General features: G+C 42.4%; 16 protein-coding genes. 13 read left to right on the top strand and 3 right to left on the bottom strand.

Translation table 11 applies throughout. The annotated features are described in order from the left end of the window. Positions 1-72: 72 nt before the first annotated feature. The 6 genes from AC0J5Y_RS00500 to AC0J5Y_RS00525 all read left to right on the top strand — a co-directional run bounded on the left by AC0J5Y_RS00500 (position 73) and on the right by AC0J5Y_RS00525 (position 6,118). Positions 73-1,098 carry a histidine kinase gene (locus tag AC0J5Y_RS00500; RefSeq protein WP_475131049.1) on the top strand — a complete coding sequence of 342 codons (1,026 nt, stop codon included), beginning with the start codon at positions 73-75 and terminating at the stop codon, positions 1,096-1,098. Between the two features lie 339 nt (positions 1,099-1,437). Continuing rightward, on the top strand, positions 1,438-2,175 hold the full coding sequence (locus tag AC0J5Y_RS00505) for a LytR/AlgR family response regulator transcription factor (protein WP_475131050.1): 738 nt from the start codon (positions 1,438-1,440) through the stop codon (positions 2,173-2,175). Between the two features lie 182 nt (positions 2,176-2,357). Continuing rightward, on the top strand, positions 2,358-3,404 hold the full coding sequence (gene hemC, locus AC0J5Y_RS00510; RefSeq protein WP_475131051.1) for a hydroxymethylbilane synthase: 1,047 nt from the start codon (positions 2,358-2,360) through the stop codon (positions 3,402-3,404). Positions 3,405-3,516: 112 nt separating this feature from the next. Continuing rightward, the gene (locus AC0J5Y_RS00515) at positions 3,517-4,494 is read left to right on the top strand and encodes a uroporphyrinogen-III synthase (protein ID WP_475131052.1); all 978 of its coding nucleotides are present in this window, start codon (positions 3,517-3,519) and stop codon (positions 4,492-4,494) included. Between the two features lie 129 nt (positions 4,495-4,623). After that, on the top strand, positions 4,624-5,574 hold the full coding sequence (locus AC0J5Y_RS00520; RefSeq protein ID WP_475131053.1) for a hypothetical protein: 951 nt from the start codon (positions 4,624-4,626) through the stop codon (positions 5,572-5,574). Positions 5,575-5,632: 58 nt separating this feature from the next. Further along, a complete protein-coding gene (locus AC0J5Y_RS00525) occupies positions 5,633-6,118 on the top strand; it encodes an acyl-CoA thioesterase (protein WP_475131054.1) in 486 nt (161 codons plus the stop codon). 247 nt (positions 6,119-6,365) lie between these two features. Here AC0J5Y_RS00525 and ribBA read toward each other — a convergent pair whose 3' ends face one another. Further along, positions 6,366-7,478 carry a bifunctional 3,4-dihydroxy-2-butanone-4-phosphate synthase/GTP cyclohydrolase II gene (gene ribBA / locus AC0J5Y_RS00530; RefSeq protein ID WP_475131055.1) on the bottom strand — a complete coding sequence of 371 codons (1,113 nt, stop codon included), beginning with the start codon at positions 7,476-7,478 and terminating at the stop codon, positions 6,366-6,368. A 312-nt stretch (positions 7,479-7,790) separates the two neighbouring features. After that, positions 7,791-9,080, bottom strand: a complete 1,290-nt coding sequence (locus AC0J5Y_RS00535; protein ID WP_475131056.1) for a replication-associated recombination protein A — start codon at positions 9,078-9,080, stop codon at positions 7,791-7,793. Between the two features lie 331 nt (positions 9,081-9,411). On the opposite strand from AC0J5Y_RS00535, the gene AC0J5Y_RS00540 reads away from it, so the two are divergent. Beyond that, on the top strand, positions 9,412-9,909 hold the full coding sequence (locus AC0J5Y_RS00540; RefSeq protein ID WP_475131057.1) for a type IV secretion protein Rhs: 498 nt from the start codon (positions 9,412-9,414) through the stop codon (positions 9,907-9,909). 101 nt (positions 9,910-10,010) lie between these two features. Next, positions 10,011-10,973, top strand: a complete 963-nt coding sequence (locus AC0J5Y_RS00545; RefSeq protein WP_475131058.1) for a hypothetical protein — start codon at positions 10,011-10,013, stop codon at positions 10,971-10,973. Between the two features lie 87 nt (positions 10,974-11,060). Here the strand turns inward: AC0J5Y_RS00545 and gltA are convergent, their stop codons facing one another. After that, positions 11,061-12,341: a citrate synthase gene (gene gltA / locus AC0J5Y_RS00550; protein WP_475131059.1), complete on the bottom strand. Its 1,281-nt coding sequence runs from the start codon at positions 12,339-12,341 to the stop codon at positions 11,061-11,063. A 1,035-nt stretch (positions 12,342-13,376) separates the two neighbouring features. Between gltA and sdhC the strand changes: the two genes are divergently transcribed. The 5 genes from sdhC (at position 13,377) to AC0J5Y_RS00575 (ending at position 20,776) form a co-directional block, all read left to right on the top strand. After that, a complete protein-coding gene (sdhC, locus tag AC0J5Y_RS00555) occupies positions 13,377-13,763 on the top strand; it encodes a succinate dehydrogenase, cytochrome b556 subunit (protein ID WP_011512482.1) in 387 nt (128 codons plus the stop codon). Positions 13,764-13,780: 17 nt separating this feature from the next. Beyond that, positions 13,781-14,167 (top strand): succinate dehydrogenase, hydrophobic membrane anchor protein, encoded by a 387-nt coding sequence (sdhD, locus tag AC0J5Y_RS00560; protein WP_475132041.1) that lies wholly within the window; start codon positions 13,781-13,783, stop codon positions 14,165-14,167. Positions 14,168-14,345: 178 nt separating this feature from the next. After that, positions 14,346-16,196 (top strand): succinate dehydrogenase flavoprotein subunit, encoded by a 1,851-nt coding sequence (gene sdhA / locus AC0J5Y_RS00565; protein WP_475131060.1) that lies wholly within the window; start codon positions 14,346-14,348, stop codon positions 16,194-16,196. Positions 16,197-16,403: 207 nt separating this feature from the next. Beyond that, complete coding sequence (locus AC0J5Y_RS00570; protein WP_011512485.1) at positions 16,404-17,114, top strand: succinate dehydrogenase iron-sulfur subunit; 711 nt, start codon at positions 16,404-16,406, stop codon at positions 17,112-17,114. A gap of 776 nt (positions 17,115-17,890) precedes the next feature. Beyond that, positions 17,891-20,776, top strand: coding sequence for a 2-oxoglutarate dehydrogenase E1 component (locus tag AC0J5Y_RS00575; RefSeq protein WP_475131061.1), 2,886 nt, complete (start codon positions 17,891-17,893; stop codon positions 20,774-20,776). Positions 20,777-20,884 lie beyond the last annotated feature (108 nt).

The following is a 20,884-nucleotide window of genomic DNA, read 5'->3' on the forward strand; positions in this document are numbered from 1 at the left end:
AGTATAGCAAATGATGAGGTTGCCTTACTAGCGGAGCGCTTAGAGTTTTTTATACCAAGGCTCATGGAAATCATGAAACCTTGGCAATGGCTGCTGGCAATCTTTTTTTGGTCGCTTTTTTTAGCGATTGTCGATCGTCATAGTGTGGTCAATGAAACACAATTTGCCATAAAAATGACGGCAAGATTTTTCCAGACTGCCTTAACACTACTGCCTTCCTTTTATCTCATTGACTATCTACGCCCTGTTTTTAAACGTATGCGTACATTGAAGGTGAGCTTATATGTTCTGTTCATCATTACTATCAGTGCCATTATCACGTTGATACTGGTTCTGTTATTGATGATCAATACAGGCGCCTTTACCTTTACTCTCACTGCTTTTATTTCAACCGTTATCTTTAATACTTTAATTATTGCAGGATTTACTATTACGGGATTGTTGATCTTTTTACGTCGTTATCGTGAAATGACGGCGTTGAAGCAATCTTTTGAAAAGAAGCTTGCCGCACAAAATGATGTATTAAAAGCTCGTTTGGCACCGCATTTCTTTTTTAATACCATTAATACCTTAATGTCACTGATTGAGACCAATCCTTCTCGCGCTGCCGATTTATTACAACACGTTTCAGTATTATTTCGTGCCAGCTTTAATGGCGCGCGCGAGATCAGTTTTGCAGAAGAGGTGGCACTTTGTGAGCATTATTTGGCCATTGAGACGATTCGATTGGCAGATAAGTTGGTAGTAAGTTGGCAGCTACCTGATGAAAATATCATGTATGACATGGTCATCACTGCTTTGAGTTTACAGAGTGTGATTGAAAAAATGCTGCTGAATGTGGTCGAGAGGAGCACTAAAACTGTATATATCGATATTCATGTTACGTGGCTGCAGCACCGTGTGACAATCACCATTAACGTGCAATTACCTAAAAATAGTTTAATGATTCATCATGATTTGCGCCAACATATGGATTTTCATATTCAAGCGCAGCGTTTACAAGCGTATTTTGGTCAGAGTGCAGATATCCAAAGTAGGGTGACAAGCAAACAGATTGTGACCACGATCGATTATCCGCTACAGGACGTTAGCTTATAGCTTTTTTAACCGTGGCATATTTATTGCAGTATTTATTATATCGCATGAATAGTACGGACAGATGATAAGTATGATTAAGGTAAATCTATTATCAAAAACCATTATTTCCTTATACTATAGTCGGTGAAAAGTAATATCGATATAACACGTACTGCTGGTGCAAATTTTTCTTGCTTGCTTGCTTGCTGTGCCGTTGCTGCCAGAGGCTGCAAAAAATTTACACCAGCAATACTGTAGCGACTTTAAAGTATTTCAACTATAGATGATAGGTTATAAGTGCTAATATATTATTGATATTTTTAAATATATGTTCAAAGTATGCCCTTGAAAGGAGCTTGCATGCGGATCGTAGTTTGTGATGATGAACCATTAGCTCGTGAGCGTTTGGTTAGGATTGTTAAAGAGTCGGGTCATGAGGTGGTTGCCCAAGCAAAGACAGGTATCGAAGCCATTAATGCCGTAAAATCTCAGCAGCCAGACATCATATTGCTAGATATTCGTATGCCTGAGATGGATGGCGTACAGTGTGCTCAAGAGCTTGCTAAACTGCAACATCCGCCCGCAATTATCTTTGTGACGGCATATGATCATTATGCCATTGCTGCTTTGAAAGCCAATGCCATTGGTTACTTGCTAAAGCCTGCCAATAAAGACGAGTTGCTCGAAGCACTGCAAAAAGCCACCAATCTCAATGCGGCGCAGCTCAATGAGATTCGTAAGCTTGAAAGTCCAACGTCGCGGCCAGTGCGCGAACATATTGCAGCGCGTACCCATCGAGGTGTTGAGCTGATAAAACTCAAAGACATCTACTATTTTACAGCAGATCAGAAGTACGTCAAAGTACGGCACAAGGATGGCATTGTGCTCATTGATGACACCTTAAAAGAGCTTGAGCAAGAGTTTGAAGACAAGCTGTTCCGGGTACATCGTAACGCTATCATCAATATCAAATATTTAGATTTTTTAGAGACTTTAGATGCCGGCCAATATCAGCTACATTTTAAAGGAATTGATGAAACTTTGGCAGTGAGCCGCCGCCATCTACCAGGGCTGCGCGAAAAGATTCAAAACATCTAAGCATGCCTCACTTTGTCTCCTAAAATAATCACGCCATATCATCAAACTCTTATTTATGCTTAAATAGGGGTATTTTTTTGCATTATTATCGTTATAAACCATTTTTACGCCCCATCGTGGGCAAAAAACTCACATTATCGTCGAGCAATGACCGTTTAGTATTAAAATTATTGAGGCCTTTTATGAGCACCATGCAGCAACCTGCTTTGACTACCTTAAATATCGCTACGCGCCAGAGCCCACTGGCATTATGGCAAGCTGAGCATATTCGTGATCGATTACTAGCTTTGTATCCTGAGATGACCATTAATCTGCTAAAAATTGTCACTAAAGGTGACAAAATTTTGGATACGCCACTGGCTAAAATTGGCGGGAAAGGTTTATTCGTTAAAGAGCTTGAACAGGCATTGTATGATAGGCAGGCAGATATTGCGGTGCACTCACTCAAAGACGTACCGATGGATTTACCAGAAGGGTTGACGCTAGGCGTTTATTGCAAGCGCGCTTCACCAACTGACGCTTTTGTATCGAATACTTATCATAGTATCGATGAGTTGCCGCAAGGGGCGGTAGTCGGTACTGCAAGTTTGCGTCGTCAGTGTCAAATAAAAGCTTATCGTCCCGATTTGCAAATTAAAACCCTACGCGGCAATGTCGGCACGCGACTAAGCAAGTTAGATGCAGGCGAGTATGATGCGATTATTTTGGCGACTAGTGGTCTACAACGCATTGAGCTTGATGCACGTATTCGTAGTGAGTTAGATATCAATATTTGCTTGCCAGCGGTTGGGCAAGGCGCACTAGCGATTGAATGTCGTGAAGATGATGCCGACGTCTTAAAATTATTGGCACCACTCAATGACGATAAAGCTCGTATCCGCTTAATCGCTGAGCGCGCATTAAATCGTCATCTGCAAGGTGGTTGCCAAGTACCTATCGCCGCTTATGCTGTATTACAAAAGGCAGATGCATTGGCTGCTAATAATGCTGACAGTGGCAATGATAGCAATGATAATGGAAACAACGATGCTGGCGATACCTTATGGCTGCGTGGTCGCGTTGGTCAAGAAGATGGTAGCGAGCTGCTTAAGGTAGATAAGCGCCAGACGTTAACAGGCAGTCAAGCTGAGCAAGAAGCCCAAGCAAACCAGTTGGGTATCGAAGTTGCTGAGATGTTATTGCAAGCTGGTGCTGGTGAGATTTTATCAGCAATCTATCATCCTGAATAATAGCTAGTCTGTATAAAACTGGATCACCATTATCAACTCAGTCATAGAGTTATCATAGTTTAGATGACTCTACGATGGTGCTAACTCTATTTGCTTTTTTAACGGTATATTTATGTCTTGGTCATCATCTAAGTCCACGGATTCATATCAACCAATTAATACGCCATTATTACTGACGCAGATCGTCATCAATACACGCCCAGTCGAGCGTGCTGCACTACTGACGCAACATTTACAAGCGGCAGGTTTAACGGTCATTGATATGCCGATGTTGACACTGCAACCGTGTTTGACCACTGATAGTGATATGATAGTGATGCGCCAATGGCTAGCAGGCAAGTATCAAGCATTGGTCATCGTGAGTCCGACAGCGGCAGCCTCAGGTTTGGCTATTTGGCAGTTGCTTGAGCGTGAGCACCAAGCTAATGGCGCGACTGATAAAGAAGTAAAGGGTATAAAAGGTAGCTCTAATATTTTAGTAGCGCCAAGCCATCTGATTGCGGTTGGTGAAGCGACTGCTGCGGTGTTAAATGAGGCAAAATTGCCATCTGCTAGCTATCAAGTACTACAGCCAGCTATTGCTAATAACGAAGGTATGCTGGCGATGCCTGAGATTGATAGCCTGCAGGTAGGGGATAATCTGCTTGTGTGGCGGGGTCTTGGTGGACGACGATTATTGGTCGATACTTTGCAGGCGCGCGGTGTGCATATCGATAGTATTGCTTGGTACGAGCGTAAAATGCCTATCGATGCCATGGTGCATTATCAGCAATGGCTACAAGGTTTTAATAGTCAGAATGCAACATCTGGCATAACCGTATCACAGCAAGCAAAACCCATTGTCATCGTGAGTAGTGGTACTGCATTTGAGCATTGGGAAAGTATCGTTCAGGCTGCCACAACATTCGATGTAGCAGCAGAACACCAAGTAATGTCAGTCAATGCGCCACTTAAACTATCAGACTTTTCTTATGTGGTATTGGGTGAGCGTTTAGCCAATATGGTTGCTGAGCAGAATTTAAGTTATTGGCGCGTAGAGGATTTGGCGCCAGAAACCATTCTTACTGCTATTAAGACAACCAGCTTATAATATTTAACATATAGTTAATTTGAGATAAAAAAGAGACGTTTAGCGTAACGTGCTACTACTCTAAAATTACTTAAATTACTTGCTCAACTGTTTACGCTTAACCTTATCAATCATGAACGGTGTGGCCTTATGCCAATGAATTCTGAATCGTTATCGAAAGATCCTTCTGCTCTTCAGCAGCGCCGGCAAGCAAATATGTTCTTGTTGCGCTTGCAATGGGTGGCTATTTTATTGTTGATAGGCGTCTTACTGTGGCTATATATCAGTCAGCAGCGTTTTCAGCATACGGTCAATGAGCGCTTGCAAAGTAATGAGCAAGTTGTCAGCCGTTTAAATGAGATGGACGACCGCTTATTTGCGATGAGTCAACAAACGCTGCCAGCGACTAGTGCAGCGGTCAATAGCCAAGCTCAAAACCAGCTGGATTTATTACGTATCCAGATACAAGCTGCTGATAGGTTGTTGGCAGACAGTAATGGCAGTGCGGCGATTGACTTATTGCAAGGTCTACATTGGCAGCTTTCACAAAAAAGTAATGAGATTGCGCCTGCGCTAACGGTTGTCATTAAGCAGAGTTTGGTTAAAGATATTGAGCGCTTACAGGCGAAAAGTGCTCAGCCAAGCTCTTGGCAGCTGCAAAACCTTGCGATTCAAAATATCCAAGATTTTTTATATCACTATGAGCGTGCTGCTGATACTGAGCTCAACAGTGCACCACAGAAAGACACAGCGACGATACAATCTGCTGACAATAGCCGTTTAACGCGTCGGCAGCTGACGATTCATGAAACCATCATGACCTTAAATCTAGCCAGCCAAGCCAGCAATATGCATGATCGTGATCAGTTAATCATGTATTTAAATCAAGCACGTAAGCGGCTGCAAACGCTGATGCCTAAACAAGCAGGATCACAGGCTTCTATCGATAACAAGCAACAGTCAGACAAAAATGACTTGCAGACCAAATCCTCTCCTAGAAATATGACAGAAGTGATAGAAGATTTGGATAAACTGATTGCGAATGCGCCAAAAAAATCGCCATTATTAACCTCACAGATTTTAAATAAACCGCAACGTTAATGTACTACTGATTTATGAGATTATTTTAAAGTATTGTAAAAACAAGAGACAGGCAGCTATGGAACTTTTTAATAAAGCATCTATCGTTAATAATTTGGACAATCATCTTCCTGACGAGCTATCGCATTATCCTATTATTCATCAGCAGCCGATTCATTGGGGTGAGATGGATGCCTTTAATCACTTAAATAATGTGGTGTACTATCGTTACGCTGAGTCAGCCCGTATTGGCTATTTGCAGGCACTTGGCATGTTTGATAGTAATATGGTCACGGTATTGGCACAATCAAGCTGCCAGTATTTACGCCCAGTGATTTATCCTGATACCTTGTTATTAGGCGTGCGTTGCCAGCGTTTGGGCACGACCAGCATTGTGATGGAATACAGCTATTATAGTACGGCACAGGCTGTTATCGTTGCGACCGCTGAAGCAGTGGTGGTGCGCTTAGATAGCAACGGTCAAGATAAAAAGCCATGGACGAATGAGGAGCGTGAACGACTGCTAGTATTAGAAGCGACGTTCGGTCATACCCCACAACTCTAAGTAAAATGCTTTGTGATTAGCTTTGAGCAAACAGTAAAAAGGCGCATCAATCTAAGCTCATGCGCCTTTTTATTAATCATAAGTTGCTATAGTTGAAATACTTTAAAGTCGCTACAGTGCTACTGGGATAAATTTTTCGAAGCCTCTGGAGTGCAAGGCGCACAGCAAGCGAGAAAAATTGATACCAGTAGTACAGGACTATTGATGTATCGATTTTACTTTTCATTGACTATATTAGTTAAACCTATTAATCTTGCTTTGGTGCATGGACAAAATCAACCACATTTAAATCAAAACCAGATAAGGCATAGAACTTCATCGGTGATGATAATAGACGCATATCACGTACCCCCAAATGACGCAAAATCTGTGCGCCAACACCAATACTGCGATATGGTTGCTGTGTGATGGTAGACAGAGCTTCATTCAATGCCGCTTTATCTAAGGCGTCGCCCAAGTCAGTTGGCTCATGATTGCCAATCCAAACCAAGACACCACGCTCTGATGCACTGATCTCTTCTAATGCTGAGCGTACGCTCCAGCCGCTACGACCAGTAGTATCATTTTTGGCAGCGAATAAATCGCGTAGAGGATGGAAACCATGGACGCGAACAGTGCTAATACCTTGGCTCACATCGCCTTTAACCAAGGCTAAATGGGTTTCAGTTGCACCGAACTCACGGAAACGATGTAAGGTAAAAGTGCCATACTCGGTTTCAAACGGATGCGATGCAATTTCTTCGACGGTTTGCTCATTAGCAATACGGTAGTTAATCAAATCAGCAATCGTACCAATTTTTAAATCATGTTCCTTTGCAAATACTTCAAGATCATCACGACGTGCCATCGTACCATCCGCATTGATAATCTCTACAATCACCGCTGCTGGCTCAAGTCCGGCAAGACGTGCCAAATCACAACCTGCTTCGGTATGTCCGGCACGATGTAAGACGCCGCCATTCTGTGCCATGATTGGGAAAATATGCCCAGGCTGAACGATGTCTTCTGGCTTTGCCGAAGAGGAGACAGCTGCTTGAATGGTACGCGCGCGGTCAGCGGCTGAGATGCCCGTAGTCACGCCTTCAGCCGCTTCAATAGAAACGGTAAAATTGGTACTAAATTTTGCCTCATTACGGTCAGACATGAGTGGCAGTGCCAACTGCTGACAACGTTCTTGTGACAAGGTCAAACAGACCAGGCCACGTGCATGAGTAATCATAAAGTTGATATCTTCAGGGCGCACATGGGTCGCTGCCATGATAATATCGCCTTCGTTTTCGCGGTCTTCATCATCCATCAAGATGACCATTTTACCTGCACGAATGTCTTCAATAATCTCAGGAATCGTATTTAAACTCATAGGATGTCTCAATATTTTATTATATAAATAGGTGTCAACATGGGATATAAAGCGTTGTCTGTCTATTGTAGCAGTAGATGCGACAAAGCGCTGTTGCGGCTAAGCAAAACGCGCTGGATCAGATTGATCAACTGTAGACGTTATCTAACCCTCTCTTATATATCATTATGAGGACATTTTAACGCTTTTCATCCCACTGTGCTGCCTCATCTCGAAACTATATAGGCCAGTCTGTCTAAAATCGTGATTAGTATCCCTAATGGTAACGACAATTGATAGATCAGTGCATATAATCAGTCATATTTTGAGTGATTAGTCATTACTGGCCGCTTGGTCTTTCAGCCAACCGATAAACTGCTTACTATGCTGCTCACGTTGATTGTCCGCAAATTCATAAAAACGCGTACCGATTAAATTGTCTGGTAAGTAGTTTTGCGCATAATAATGGTTAGGATAACTGTGGGGATAAATATAATCTTGCCCATATCCCTGATTTCGCATTAATTTGGTCACGCCATTACGTAGGTGTAGCGGCACAGGTGAGGCGTCTTTTTCTGCTAAGCTCATCGCGGCATTGATGGCATTGTAAGTACTATTACTCTTGGCACTGGTTGCCAGATAGACCACCACTTGCCCCAAGATAATACGTGATTCTGGCATGCCGATAGATTGGACACTGCGCAATGCCGCATCAGCAAGGAGTAGGGCATTAGGGTTGGCATTACCGATATCTTCACTGGCCAATATTACCAAGCGCCGTGCAATAAAATCAGCTGGCTCACCGCCCACTAGCATACGCGCCATCCAATATAGTGCCGCATCAGGGTCTGAACCGCGCACTGATTTTATCATTGCTGATACGATATCGTAATGCTGCTCCCCATCTTTATCATAGCGTACGAGTGCAGTTTGTGCGACGCGAGCGACTAAGGTATCATCGATAACGATCGATGATTGCTTGGTATCAGCCGTTTGAATCGCTAGCTCTAGTAAATTAAGGGCCTTGCGTGCATCACCATGTGCCAACTGGCTAATCGTATCTTGCGCCTGCAAATCGACCGATAGGTTTTTCAGTATATTATCTTCTAAAAGCGCCCGTTGTAATACGGCACTGATTTGTTCAGGTGTCAATGGCTCTAGGCGATACACTTGGCAACGTGATAACAGCGCATTATTGACACTAAAAGAAGGATTTTCGGTGGTCGCGCCAATCAAGGTAATATCGCCAGACTCTACTGCACCAAGTAGCGCATCTTGCTGAGCTTTATTAAACCGATGAATCTCATCAATAAAAACCACCGGCGACGCAAAACTCAATGAATCCTTATTATCTAATACTTCGCGTAACTGCTTAACCCCAGTATTCAAAGCAGATAATGCATGGAAGGGTCGTTCAACGGCATCCGCCAAAAGCATAGCGATGGTTGTTTTGCCAATGCCTGCTTCTCCATGCAAAATAATAGACGGCAGGTGTCCTTGCTCTACCAAGCGTCGTAACGGAGCACCTACTGCTAATAAGTGCTCTTGACCAATAATAGCGTCAAGTGTGGCAGGGCGCATGCGCTGGGCGAGGGGGATATCAGCATGAAAATTAGGTGGCATAAAATTCTCTATATCTTCTATTATTCAAGGCTTGTTATTATAAAATTAAACATTTGTAGATAAAATTCAAAGTCCTATTACTGTTCTTCATATTTGCCTTTATAATGCTGTCCTTATTGGGATTAAGCAATTAATCATAAATAAGATAATAATTCATGATGTCTTTAACATTATTATAAAAGCTAGACTAACGCAGATTCACATTAATAAAAGTCAGCTAAATGTACAGCTTATGTCTTTAACGCTTTATTTATATCTATATTATCCCTATTAAGGTATTAACTCACTTTTTACGAAAATGATAGATCACAGATAAAGGATGATAGTAGCCATGTTTCAGTCGATTTTTAAGCGTCTATTAAATCGTAGTTCGGTATCTGCTAACTTAGTAACGGCTAAACAACAAGCTCGGTCTCTTACTGAGGGTGAAATTACTCTTGCACGTTCGGTTTTTGGTGACAGCCTCAGACTTGATGACGTTCAGCTGAGAACAGCATGGTGGGTACTCAAACATTACGCTGTGAGTCCTAATGGACATATTTATTTTCATGCATCAGATTGGATAGATGATTTCAGCCAAGCGCCATTGGGCAAACAAGGTTGGCTGATACATGAGTTAACGCATGTGTGGCAGCTGCAACAAGGCTTGAAGGTGGTACGCGGTGCTATTATCGATCGTCGCTATAATTATGTACTAGAGACAGGTAAGCCTTTTTTTAAATATGGTATCGAGCAGCAGGCACGCATGGTACAAGACTATTTTGTTCGTCGTCAGCGCGGACAATACTGTCAAGATCTTGCAGGCTGTATTCCATTTTTAGTGGCTTAATTAGCAACTAATCTTGAGCATAGTAAACCATGCTGCGACTGATTCTTAAACTTTATATAGCTATGTGATATTTTTGTTTTTAACACAGGAAATAAATTCAGATGTTTAAATTTTGGCTAGTAAAACATGATAATGGTGTCTATGGTAACCTTACCAATAAAGATATTGAGTGTCCACAGCACTCAAATGCCTTACTGGCGACGGCATTGACTGGTGTCTTATTGTTAAGCGGATGTCAGCAGCAAGCAGCAGAAGAAAATGTAGCGGATAAGCCCCAAATCAGTGAGCAAACAAGTGAAGAAGACAGCCAACCGATGGCGCAAAGTAATTCTGCTGCTGCACGTATTGAGCAGTTCCAGCCTTTATATGTTACCCAGTTTCAGGCATTGCAAGGGCGTCTGCAAGCAGAGTACGAGTCACTACAAGCTGCTGATATCGCAGACAGTGAAAACGCTTTATTAGTCGATGAGCCTACTGTTGCAACTGGCAATAATCAGCCAGCTAACAGCGGTCAAGTAGCTATAGCTGCTACGCCACAACTAGTACAAGATCCGGCAGCAGCTGCAAAGGATGCAGCAAATGGCAACTCTGCGACAGATACTGACATAAACGATGAAATTAACACCAGTACCGAAGTTGGTGAGCGCGATTTAACGGTGTTAAAGCGTATTAGCTTAGAGCCACGTAAGCCTGTGATATTAACTGAAAAGCAGATTATAGAACGCTATGAGCAAGCAATGGAAGCGCTTTATCAGCCAGTGACTACGCCACTGAATGCGCAGGATACGGATACTTTGATTAATATCGCCACCTTAGTGCCACAGCTTTTTGAAGATGCAGAAATTGCTGGCAGAGTGAGCGCCAAAAGTCCTGCTTTGGCGCGTTTAATTATTCAGCATCAAGTATGGGAGCAAATAGAAGCTCAGCAAGTACTGGATATGCAGAAAATGAAACAAACCCAGCAGCAGGAATTTGAGATGCTGATGGCAAAATTCAATGAAACCATCGAAGGTTATGATGAACAGATTGCCAAGTACGAGCAGACGCTAAAAGAGTTCCAATAATCAATAATCTGTTAAATTTGAACATAAAAAAATCTCGCACATGGCGAGATTTTTTTATGACTTTTTATTTTTACGAGTGCCTAATAACTACTTACGGTCTTCAACTTTAACGAATTCGCGTTGTTTCTCACCAGTATATAACTGACGTGGGCGACCAATCTTGAACGGTGCGCTGTGCATCTCAAGCCAATGGCTGATCCAACCAGAGGTACGAGCTAGTGAGAAGATAACGGTAAACATTGACGTTGGGATACCGATGGCTTTAAGGATAATGCCAGAGTAAAAGTCAACGTTTGGATACAAGTTACGCTCAATGAAGAACGGGTCTTCTAAAGCGATTTTCTCAAGCTCCATAGCAAGCTTAAGCTTAGGATCATCGATACCAAGCGCCTGTAATACCTCATCACACGTCTTTTTCAGTACTTGTGCACGTGGGTCAAAGTTTTTGTAGACACGGTGACCAAAGCCCATCAGCTTCACTTCACGGCTTTTTACTTTTTCCATGAATTCAGGCACGTTTTCTACCGAACCGATTTCATCTAGCATCTCAAGTACGGCTTCGTTGGCGCCGCCATGTGATGGACCCCAAAGGGCGGCGATACCAGCAGCGATACAAGCATAAGGATTTGCGCCAGTAGAACCTGCTAAACGTACAGTAGACGTTGAAGCATTTTGCTCATGATCAGCATGCAAGGTAAAGATTTTGTCCATCGCACGGGTGATGACGTCATTGGTTTTATAATCAACATCAGCAGGGGTTGCAAACATCATGTATAAGAAGTTTTCCGCATAATTGAAATCATTACGTGGATACATGAACGGTTCGCCTTGTGAGTATTTATAACTCATCGCCGCAAGTGTAGGCATTTTAGCGATTAGACGAATCGCGGTAATCTCACGATGTTCTTCATTACTGATGTCTAAATCTTCATGATAAAACGCTGATAGTGCACCAACGACACCGACCATAATGGCCATCGGGTGAGCGTCACGGCGGAAACCTTCAAAGAATTTACGCAATTGATCATGAACACCAGTATGCTTACGAATTTTCTCAAAGAAATCGGCTTTTTGCTCAGCGTTAGGCAGATCACCATGAATCAGTGCATAAGCCACTTCTAGATATTCTGCATTGTTTGCTAACTGGTCAATAGGATAGCCGCGATGCAGTAGCTCGCCTTTACCGCCATCAATGAAGGTAATTTTTGATTCGACAGGAGCAGTTGCCATGAAGCCTGGATCATAGGTCCAGTAGCCAGCTTGTTGGAAAGCGGCAACTTCGATAACTGAAGGTCCTAAAGTACCTTCAGTAATAGGAAGTTGGTAGTCCTTACCATCTACGGTCAATGTGGCTTGATTATCAGCCATAATTTAATCTCCATTGTTTTAACTTGTTAGAACAAAAATAATAGTGACGCACACCCTCGCGTCATAAATAGTCAAATGGTCAAAATGAATGTGACCTATTTAATATGCAGGCTATATTAGCAGTTATTACTTAAGTTTTGAAAAGACTTTTACTTGTCAGACCACCAATAGACGTGCGGTAATAGTGCTTATCGGTTGTAAACTTTGTATCAAAATATGTCTAGTAAGTAATTTGACTGTAAATCGTCTTATTTATCATAGCGTAATGATTATTATTAACCTAAATATAAAGAGGCAGTTTTAAACAAGTACTCTTTTAAGATATCTTCTAATATTGACTATAAAACAGACAGAGCATCATTAGCTGATACATCCGTTTGACTTTATAGGTCCTTAAGCCTAAGTAATACTAATGAATTCATATTACAAATAGCCAGTTTTTTGTTAATAAATCTCTAATAACCACTATTTAGGGGATAAATTTGTAATTAGGGCTCAGTCATTTTATAATTAGAGGGATTTAACTGGCACTAGCTTTGCGCAAATTGATGACTTGTACTAATAAAGTAGTTGAGGAGCTTTTCTCCACTCATACTTTGTTACGATTGAATAATCACTTTGTAGACCAAGACCGAGCTTATCGCTTGAATATTCTTGTTAACTGTTCTATTTTTAAATAGCCTACAGTGAAGTTTACCTTAACAAAAAAGGATAACCTAGAGATGACTCCATGGCGTTGTCTTTTTTTTGTTAATGGGAACCAGTAAAAATAGAATAGTTAATCGATTTATCCCGTGCTTCGTTTTGTGGTCTGTTAATATGTAGAAAGCTTATTATTGAAAGGGTATGTTGGTTTATTGAGCGATAGTTGAATACCCATAATGACCTTGTCAATCTTCGTATGCTTTCAGATTTAGCGCAAATTAAATGACGTCAGCTAGCCCTTCCTTACTTTATTCGTCTTGTGTGGTGCTCAGTGTATTTGGCAGATGATTGCTAAATCATAAGTAACTACCAGGTATAACCGCAAAAAGGATGCCCGCTGTGAAAAGCAACCGACCTATTGATCTGCCCCTCAGCCAAGTGATTAGTGTTAATCGATCACCGATTGCGATTGCTTCAATCTTGCATCGTATTTCTGGCATCATTTTATTTTTACTTATTCCAGTTATGCTGTGGTTATTGCAGAATTCTTTGGCTTCACCTGAGAGTTTTGAAACCGTTTTTGATAATGTTTTGGTACGCTTTTTGGCATGGATTTTCGTCGCCGCCATCGCTTATCACTTTGTGATGGGTATGAAGCATTTATTTGCTGATATGGGCATGAATGAAGAGCTGAAATCTGGCCGTGCTGCCTCTATGATCAGCTTTGTGATTGCAGCGATCTTAATTGTCGCGTCATTTGTATGGGTGATGTTCTAATGAAAAACGATTCAGGAATCAAAAGCGCAACCAGTCTAACCGGCTCAGGCTCACGTGATTGGATAGTCCAACGTATCAGTGCGGTGGTCTTAGCAGTTTATAGTGTGGTGCTGCTGGGCTTCTTTTTGACCCATGGCGATGTGAGCTACACAGAATGGTCAAATTTTATGACCAGCTTACCGATGCGTCTATTTAGCTTAGTAGCAGTTCTAGCCCTTGCGGGTCATGCATGGATTGGCATGTGGACCGTATTCACAGACTATATCACTACCAGTAAATTGGGTGCGAGCGCAGCTGGCCTACGCTTGGTGTTACAGACATTAATGATTATTGCCGTTTTTGTATTTTTATTCTGGGGCATCATGATTTTTTGGGGTAACGGCTTCGGTGTCGTTGCTGTTTAGCGCTCAGATAGATATGCACATTTTAGTAAGTGGTTGAAGGCGGCTTAGATACCCAGTTATGTATAATTTTACCATCCATATCCGTGCTTTGAGTCGATGATTCAGTTTGGAGTGTATGACTGGTTAAGCAGTCTTTGTATTTACTTCGCACGTATTAACAGGCATTAGGAAAACCGTAATGGCAACTAGACAAGACAATACCATTAGCAATATCAAAACCCTAAACTATGACGCGGTCATCGTTGGTGGTGGTGGTTCAGGTATGCGTGCATCATTGCACCTAGCTGAAGCCGGCATGAAGGTTGCAGTCTTAACCAAAGTATTCCCAACCCGCTCACACACGGTTGCAGCCCAAGGCGGTATTGGTGCAAGTCTCGGTAACATGAGCAACGATAACTGGCATTTCCATTTCTATGACACCGTTAAGGGGTCAGATTGGTTGGGTGATCAAGACGCGATTGAGTACATGTGCCGTGAAGCACCAAAAGTAGTCTATGAGCTTGAGCACATGGGTATGCCGTTTGACCGTAATGAAGATGGCACAATTTATCAGCGTCCATTTGGCGGTCATACCTCAAACTATGGCGAAAAAGCTGTACAACGTGCCTGTGCTGCTGCTGACCGTACCGGTCATGCACTATTACATACGCTTTATCAAAAAAACCTGCAGCAAGGTACTGAGTTCTTTATCGAGTGGATTGCACTTGACTTGATCAAAGATGAAGCAGGCAACATCAACGGTGTTGTGGCAATTGAACAAGAAACTGGTACGGTTGCCGTATTCCAGTCACCAATTACTGTCCTAGCGACAGGTGGTGCTGGTCGTATCTTTGCAGCATCTACCAATGCTTACATCAATACGGGCGACGGTATTGGCATGGCAGTACGTGCTGGTATTCCGTTACAAGATATGGAGTTTTGGCAGTTCCACCCAACCGGCGTTCATGGTGCAGGCGTACTATTGACTGAAGGTTGCCGAGGTGAAGGTGCTATCTTACGTAACAAAGATGGCGAAGCGTTCATGGAGCGTTACGCGCCAACGGTTAAAGACTTGGCACCACGTGATTTGGTTTCTCGTTCTATGGACCAAGAAATCAAAGAAGGTCGTGGTTGTGGTCCAAATGCTGACCATATTGTGATGGATATGACCCATTTAGGTGTTGAAACCATCATGAAGCGTCTGCCATCAGTCTTTGAGATTGGTAAAAACTTTGCCAACGTCGATATCACGAAAGAGCCAATTCCTGTTATTCCAACCATTCATTATATGATGGGCGGTATTCCAACTACGATTCATGGTCAAGTGATTGTACCAGATCTAGAAGCAGGTACGGATGAAGAGGGTCTATATGCGAAAGGCAACGTAGTTAAAGGTCTTTATGCAATTGGCGAATGTGCGTGCGTCAGTGTTCACGGTGCCAACCGTCTAGGTACCAACTCATTGCTTGATTTATTGGTATTTGGTCGCGCTGCAGGTAAGCACATCGTTGATGAATTCCATCATGCGGATCATAACTATAAGCCACTTGATCCTCGTGTCCTTGATTATACAGTTGGTCGTTTAGACAAGCTGCAACAATCAACTTCAGGATATAATGCGCAAGACGTTGCCGATGAAATTCGTGCAATCATGCAAACGCATGCCAGTGTATTCCGTACACAAGCGATGATGGATGAAGGCGTTAAGAAAATCCTAGCCCTAGGCGATAAGATTGATCAGATTCATTTGGCTGATAAATCACAAGTCTTTAATACCGCACGTATCGAAGCCTTTGAAGTAGGCAATCTTTATGAAGTGGCGAAAGCGACGATGATATCAGCAGCCCAGCGTCATGAAAGCCGCGGCGCGCACAGTGTCTCTGACTATGATCGTCCTGAAGATGATGAGTACGCACCAAACGGTCGTAACGATAATGATTGGATGAAGCATACCTTATGGTATTCTGAAGGCAATAAGATTATCTATAAGCCAGTTCGTAAAGTGCCATTGACGGTTGATTATATCGAGCCAAAGGTTCGTGTCTACTAAGTCAGACGCCTTGCGCCTGATGTGTATAGACAGCATAAACGTTTTATCCTTTATTCATTTATTAAAAAGGTGACCGCCAGCTACAAGCTCATGCCAGCGCCCTATTAATCAGTATTTGATTATTCTTGTTAGTACAGATTGATAGCCAGCGCGACTATGTTGCAATCCTTGTATGCCCGCCATCACCGACGTGTGGAGTTTAGCATTATGAGCCGAGGTACTCGCACCATCGAAATCTATCGCTACGATCCTGATCTGGACGCAGCGCCGCGTATGCAAACTTATACGATTGAGCTATTAGACTCAGATCGTATGTTGCTTGACGTGTTATTACGCCTAAAGAAGGAAGATGAAACTCTTACCTTCCGTCGCTCGTGCCGTGAAGGCATCTGTGGCTCTGATGGCATGAATATTAACGGTAAAAATGGTCTAGCATGTTTGATCAACATGAATACTTTGCCAGAAAAAGTAACCGTTCGCCCTCTGCCGGGTTTGCCAGTGGTTCGTGATTTGGTCGTTGATATGAACCAATTCTACGAGCAGTACGAAAAAGTACATCCATTCTTAATTAACGATCAGCCAGCGCCTGCGACTGAACGCTTGCAGTCACCTGAGCAACGTGACAAGCTAAATGGTTTATATGAATGTATTTTATGTGCCTGCTGTTCAACCAGCTGCCCCTCATTCTGGTGGAATCCTGATAAGTTCTTAGGACCATCAGCACTCCTGCATGCTGATCGTTTTGTTTCTGATAGCCGTGACAGTGATACGCGCGCGCGTCTGGCTCGTTTAGACGATCCATTCAGCTTATTTCGTTGCCGCGGTATCATGAACTGCGTATCAGTATGTCCAAAAGGCTTGAATCCAACCAAAGCCATCGGTCATCTGCGTAATTTGTTGCTTGATCAAGCAGGTTAATATACCTTTTAGCCTAAATTAGCTTTATAATAGTGCTATAGAAAAACACCACCTGAAATAAGGTGGTGTTTTTTATTCGTTAAAATAAGCAAAAAAATAGCATAAAGTAACCATGCTTGTTAAGTCGTCTTAGAATAATATTTGAATTTGCATCAGAATAATCATGGCAAGTAAGGCCATACTAACAATACGTTGCTTATATGTAAGACAACCTGTTATCTGGTCCATCTGCCTATATAATTATAAGTAGTAATGACTAAACATAAAAAATGCTTGGTTATTATAAGATTATAGGGGTGAATGACGATGATAGAAGGTATATAATACTGAGGTTAAAACAGATGCGTAGCAGTGATGTATGAACATGCAGGAAGTCAATCACCTGTGAATTGTGTAAATAGTTAGTATTAAACAAACAAACTATGTCAGCAATCGTTGCCATGTTACGCTATACGGCAGTGTATCATTTGCAAGCCATTGCAGAGCTACAATAGCCAAGTTATTCAGCAGAAATGGTTTGCAAATTAGCCAGCTGAACAAAAAAAATTTAGAAAAATGCTATAAATAACAATTTAGTTATAAACTATAGCATTATATATAAATTAATGTTTTGCAACGAGTGACATAAGAAAACTGAACGTTCACAAATAATTCGAATGGTGTTCTATGTTCATTGTTAAAAGGCTATTTATTTAATAGCTGAGCCGCCTGTATACAATAGATTTCACAATAATAAGCACGATTCCATTCATTTATCTATCAAATAGACGATTATTATGAATAGTATAACTAAAGAAGCAGCGAGCGTAGATCAAACAGAATTGGCCGCTGATAATGCCAATTATATTGATATCCTCTACGAGCAATACCTAGAAGATCCTAATAGTGTTGGCAGCGATTGGCAAACGTATTTTGAACAGTACAAATCGCCAAATGATGCACCGCACAACGCCATTAAAGACCAGTTTTTATTATTAGCCCGTAATCAGACGGCTAATAAGGTCAGTACTGATACCAATGGCTCGGCTAACAGTCCTAGCCATAATGTTGGTAACAATAAGCAAATGGGTGTACAGCAACTCATCTCAGCTTACCGTCGTCGCGGTCATCGCCGTGCGCAGTTAGACCCATTAAGTCTGCACCCACGTGCGGAAGTAGAGGACTTAACGCTTGCTTATCACAATCTTTCTGAAACGGATCTTGATACAGTATTTCCGACTAATGATCTAAATATTGGTAAAAATGAAGCACCGTTACGTGAAATCATTGAAATCATGGAGCGTGTCTATTGCCGTTATATCGGCACAGAATATATGCACGTGACCACCAGCACAGAAAAGCGCTGGATGGAAAAGTATTTAGAAACCAATTTGGGCTATATCAAGTTTGACAAAGAAAAGCGTTTGGCTATTCTTGAGCGTTTAACCGCTGCTGAAGGTTTAGAAAAATATCTTGCTCGTAAATATACGGGTGTGAAACGTTTTGGTCTAGAAGGTGGCGAGAGCTTTATTCCAGCGATCAATGAAATCATCCAACGGGCTGGCGGTTACGGTACAAAAGAGATGGTCATTGGCATGGCTCACCGTGGGCGTTTAAACCTATTGGTAAACATATTGGGTAAAAACCCTGCTGATTTGTTTGATGAGTTCGATGGCAAAGTTCAGCCAGAAAAAGGTTCAGGTGATGTTAAATACCACAATGGTTTTTCATCGAACGTGATGACACCAGGTGGCGAGGCGCATTTAGCCTTGGCATTTAACCCGTCACATCTTGAAATCGTTGCACCGGTACTACAAGGCTCAGTACGTGCACGTCAAGTACGTCGTAATGATCAGCCGATGTATGAAAACAAGCGTGGCAACTCAGTATTGCCAATCGTCATCCATGGTGATGCAGCGTTTGCCGGTCAAGGTGTGGTACAAGAGACATTCCAGATGTCACAAACCCGTGCATATACGACGGGCGGCACCATCCATATTGTGATTAATAACCAAGTTGGTTTTACTACCAGCCGTCAAGAAGATGCCCGCTCAACTGAATACTGTACTGATGTGGCAAAAATGGTTCATGCACCAATTTTACATGTTAACGGTGATGATCCTGAGTCTGTGGTATTTGCCGCGCAATTGGCGTTAGATTATCGTCATGAGTTTGACAAAGATATTATTATAGATCTCTTCTGTTATCGCCGTAACGGTCATAATGAGGCGGATGAGCCTTCAGCTACTCAGCCACTCATGTATGCAGTGATCAAAAAGCTACCAACGACTCGTACTATTTACGCAAAACAGTTAATCGAAGAAGGTTTGCTGAGTCAAGAAGATGAGACGCGTTTAGAAGACGAGTATCGTGAATCATTAGACCGCGGTGAATATGTTGCTAATGCATTGGTTAATGAGCCGAATGAGCAACTATTTGTAGATTGGAAACCTTACTTGGGTCACGATTTGGTTGATGATTGGGATACCAGTGTTGATATCGAAGTTTTGAAAGGCTATGGTCGCCGCATGGCACAAATGCCTGAAGGTTACAAGCTACAGCGCCAAGTACAAAAAGTGGTTGAGCAGCGCTTAGCGATGCAAACTGGCGAAGAGCCTTTGAACTGGGGTGCAGCTGAGACATTGGCATACGCATCACTGGTAGATAACGATAAAGTGCTGGTACGTATTACTGGTGAAGATGTAGGACGTGGTACGTTCTCACATCGTCATAGCGAACTATATAATATCGAAGATGGCAGCATGTATGTGCCACTTGCTCACCTGAGTGAAGATCAAGCACGCTTTGCCACTTACAATTCATTGCTATCAGAAGAAGCGGTATTAGCTTTTGAATATGGTTATGCGACCACGGTGCCAAATGCATTGGTTGTTTGGGAAGCGCAGTTCGGTGATTTTGTTAATGGTGCTCAAGTAGTTATTGACCAGTTTATTGCCAGTGGCGAGACTAAGTGGCAGCGTGTTTGCGGCTTAACGATGTTGTTACCACACGGCTTTGAAGGTCAAGGCCCTGAGCATTCATCAGCCCGTCTTGAGCGCTTCTTGCAGTTATGTGCTGAAGACAATATGCAAGTCATCACACCAACGACGCCTGCACAGATTTATCATGCGCTACGTCGTCAAGCGGTTCGCCCGATTCGTAAACCGTTGATCGTGATGTCGCCAAAGAGCTTGCTACGTCATAAGCTTGCGACCTCTCAATTAGAAGAATTGGCAAATGGCATGTTTGAAACGGTATTGCCAGAGATGGATCAGCAAAATCCGGACAACGTGACTCGTATGGTGCTATGTGGCGGCAAGGTCTATTATGATTTGCTTGAGCAGCGCCGTGCTTTAGGCCTAGACCATGTGGCAATCGTTCGTATCGAACAGCTCTATCCTTTACCAGAAAAACGTTTAATTGCTGAAATTGAAAAATACAGCAACTTAAAAGAAATCGTTTGGACGCAAGAAGAGCCGTTGAATCAAGGCGCTTGGTATTACTTAGCTCCACATATGTTCCGTATCGTTGTACCGCATCCAACCAGAGCAAAAGTGATGGAGCCAGTTGCACGTCCTGCCAGTGCAGCACCTGCGACGGGTTCAGCAAAATTACACGTTAAGCAACAACAAGATTTGATCGCTGGTGGTCTTGGTATCAGTGTAGATGAGCTGTCTATTTAATAGCTTATCTAAATAACAGATTGTATGTAATCAATGAATCAGGCGATGACAGTCAGTACCTAGTGAGCCAATGTAAATATCACATTTTAAATGGTACTGACTGCCTAT

The sequence above is a fragment of the Psychrobacter sp. TS_SC_6 genome (assembly GCF_056156305.1).

Coding starts and splice junctions, on each gene's coding strand:
- AC0J5Y_RS00500 (WP_475131049.1), top strand. CDS start 73: ATGAAACCTTGGCAATGGCTGCTGGCAATCTTTTTTTGGTCGCTTTTT.
- AC0J5Y_RS00505 (WP_475131050.1), top strand. CDS start 1,438: ATGCGGATCGTAGTTTGTGATGATGAACCATTAGCTCGTGAGCGTTTG.
- hemC (WP_475131051.1), top strand. CDS start 2,358: ATGAGCACCATGCAGCAACCTGCTTTGACTACCTTAAATATCGCTACG.
- AC0J5Y_RS00515 (WP_475131052.1), top strand. CDS start 3,517: ATGTCTTGGTCATCATCTAAGTCCACGGATTCATATCAACCAATTAAT.
- AC0J5Y_RS00520 (WP_475131053.1), top strand. CDS start 4,624: ATGCCAATGAATTCTGAATCGTTATCGAAAGATCCTTCTGCTCTTCAG.
- AC0J5Y_RS00525 (WP_475131054.1), top strand. CDS start 5,633: ATGGAACTTTTTAATAAAGCATCTATCGTTAATAATTTGGACAATCAT.
- ribBA (WP_475131055.1), bottom strand. CDS start 7,478: ATGAGTTTAAATACGATTCCTGAGATTATTGAAGACATTCGTGCAGGT.
- AC0J5Y_RS00535 (WP_475131056.1), bottom strand. CDS start 9,080: ATGCCACCTAATTTTCATGCTGATATCCCCCTCGCCCAGCGCATGCGC.
- AC0J5Y_RS00540 (WP_475131057.1), top strand. CDS start 9,412: ATGTTTCAGTCGATTTTTAAGCGTCTATTAAATCGTAGTTCGGTATCT.
- AC0J5Y_RS00545 (WP_475131058.1), top strand. CDS start 10,011: ATGTTTAAATTTTGGCTAGTAAAACATGATAATGGTGTCTATGGTAAC.
- gltA (WP_475131059.1), bottom strand. CDS start 12,341: ATGGCTGATAATCAAGCCACATTGACCGTAGATGGTAAGGACTACCAA.
- sdhC (WP_011512482.1), top strand. CDS start 13,377: ATGCCCGCTGTGAAAAGCAACCGACCTATTGATCTGCCCCTCAGCCAA.
- sdhA (WP_475131060.1), top strand. CDS start 14,346: ATGGCAACTAGACAAGACAATACCATTAGCAATATCAAAACCCTAAAC.
- AC0J5Y_RS00570 (WP_011512485.1), top strand. CDS start 16,404: ATGAGCCGAGGTACTCGCACCATCGAAATCTATCGCTACGATCCTGAT.
- AC0J5Y_RS00575 (WP_475131061.1), top strand. CDS start 17,891: ATGAATAGTATAACTAAAGAAGCAGCGAGCGTAGATCAAACAGAATTG.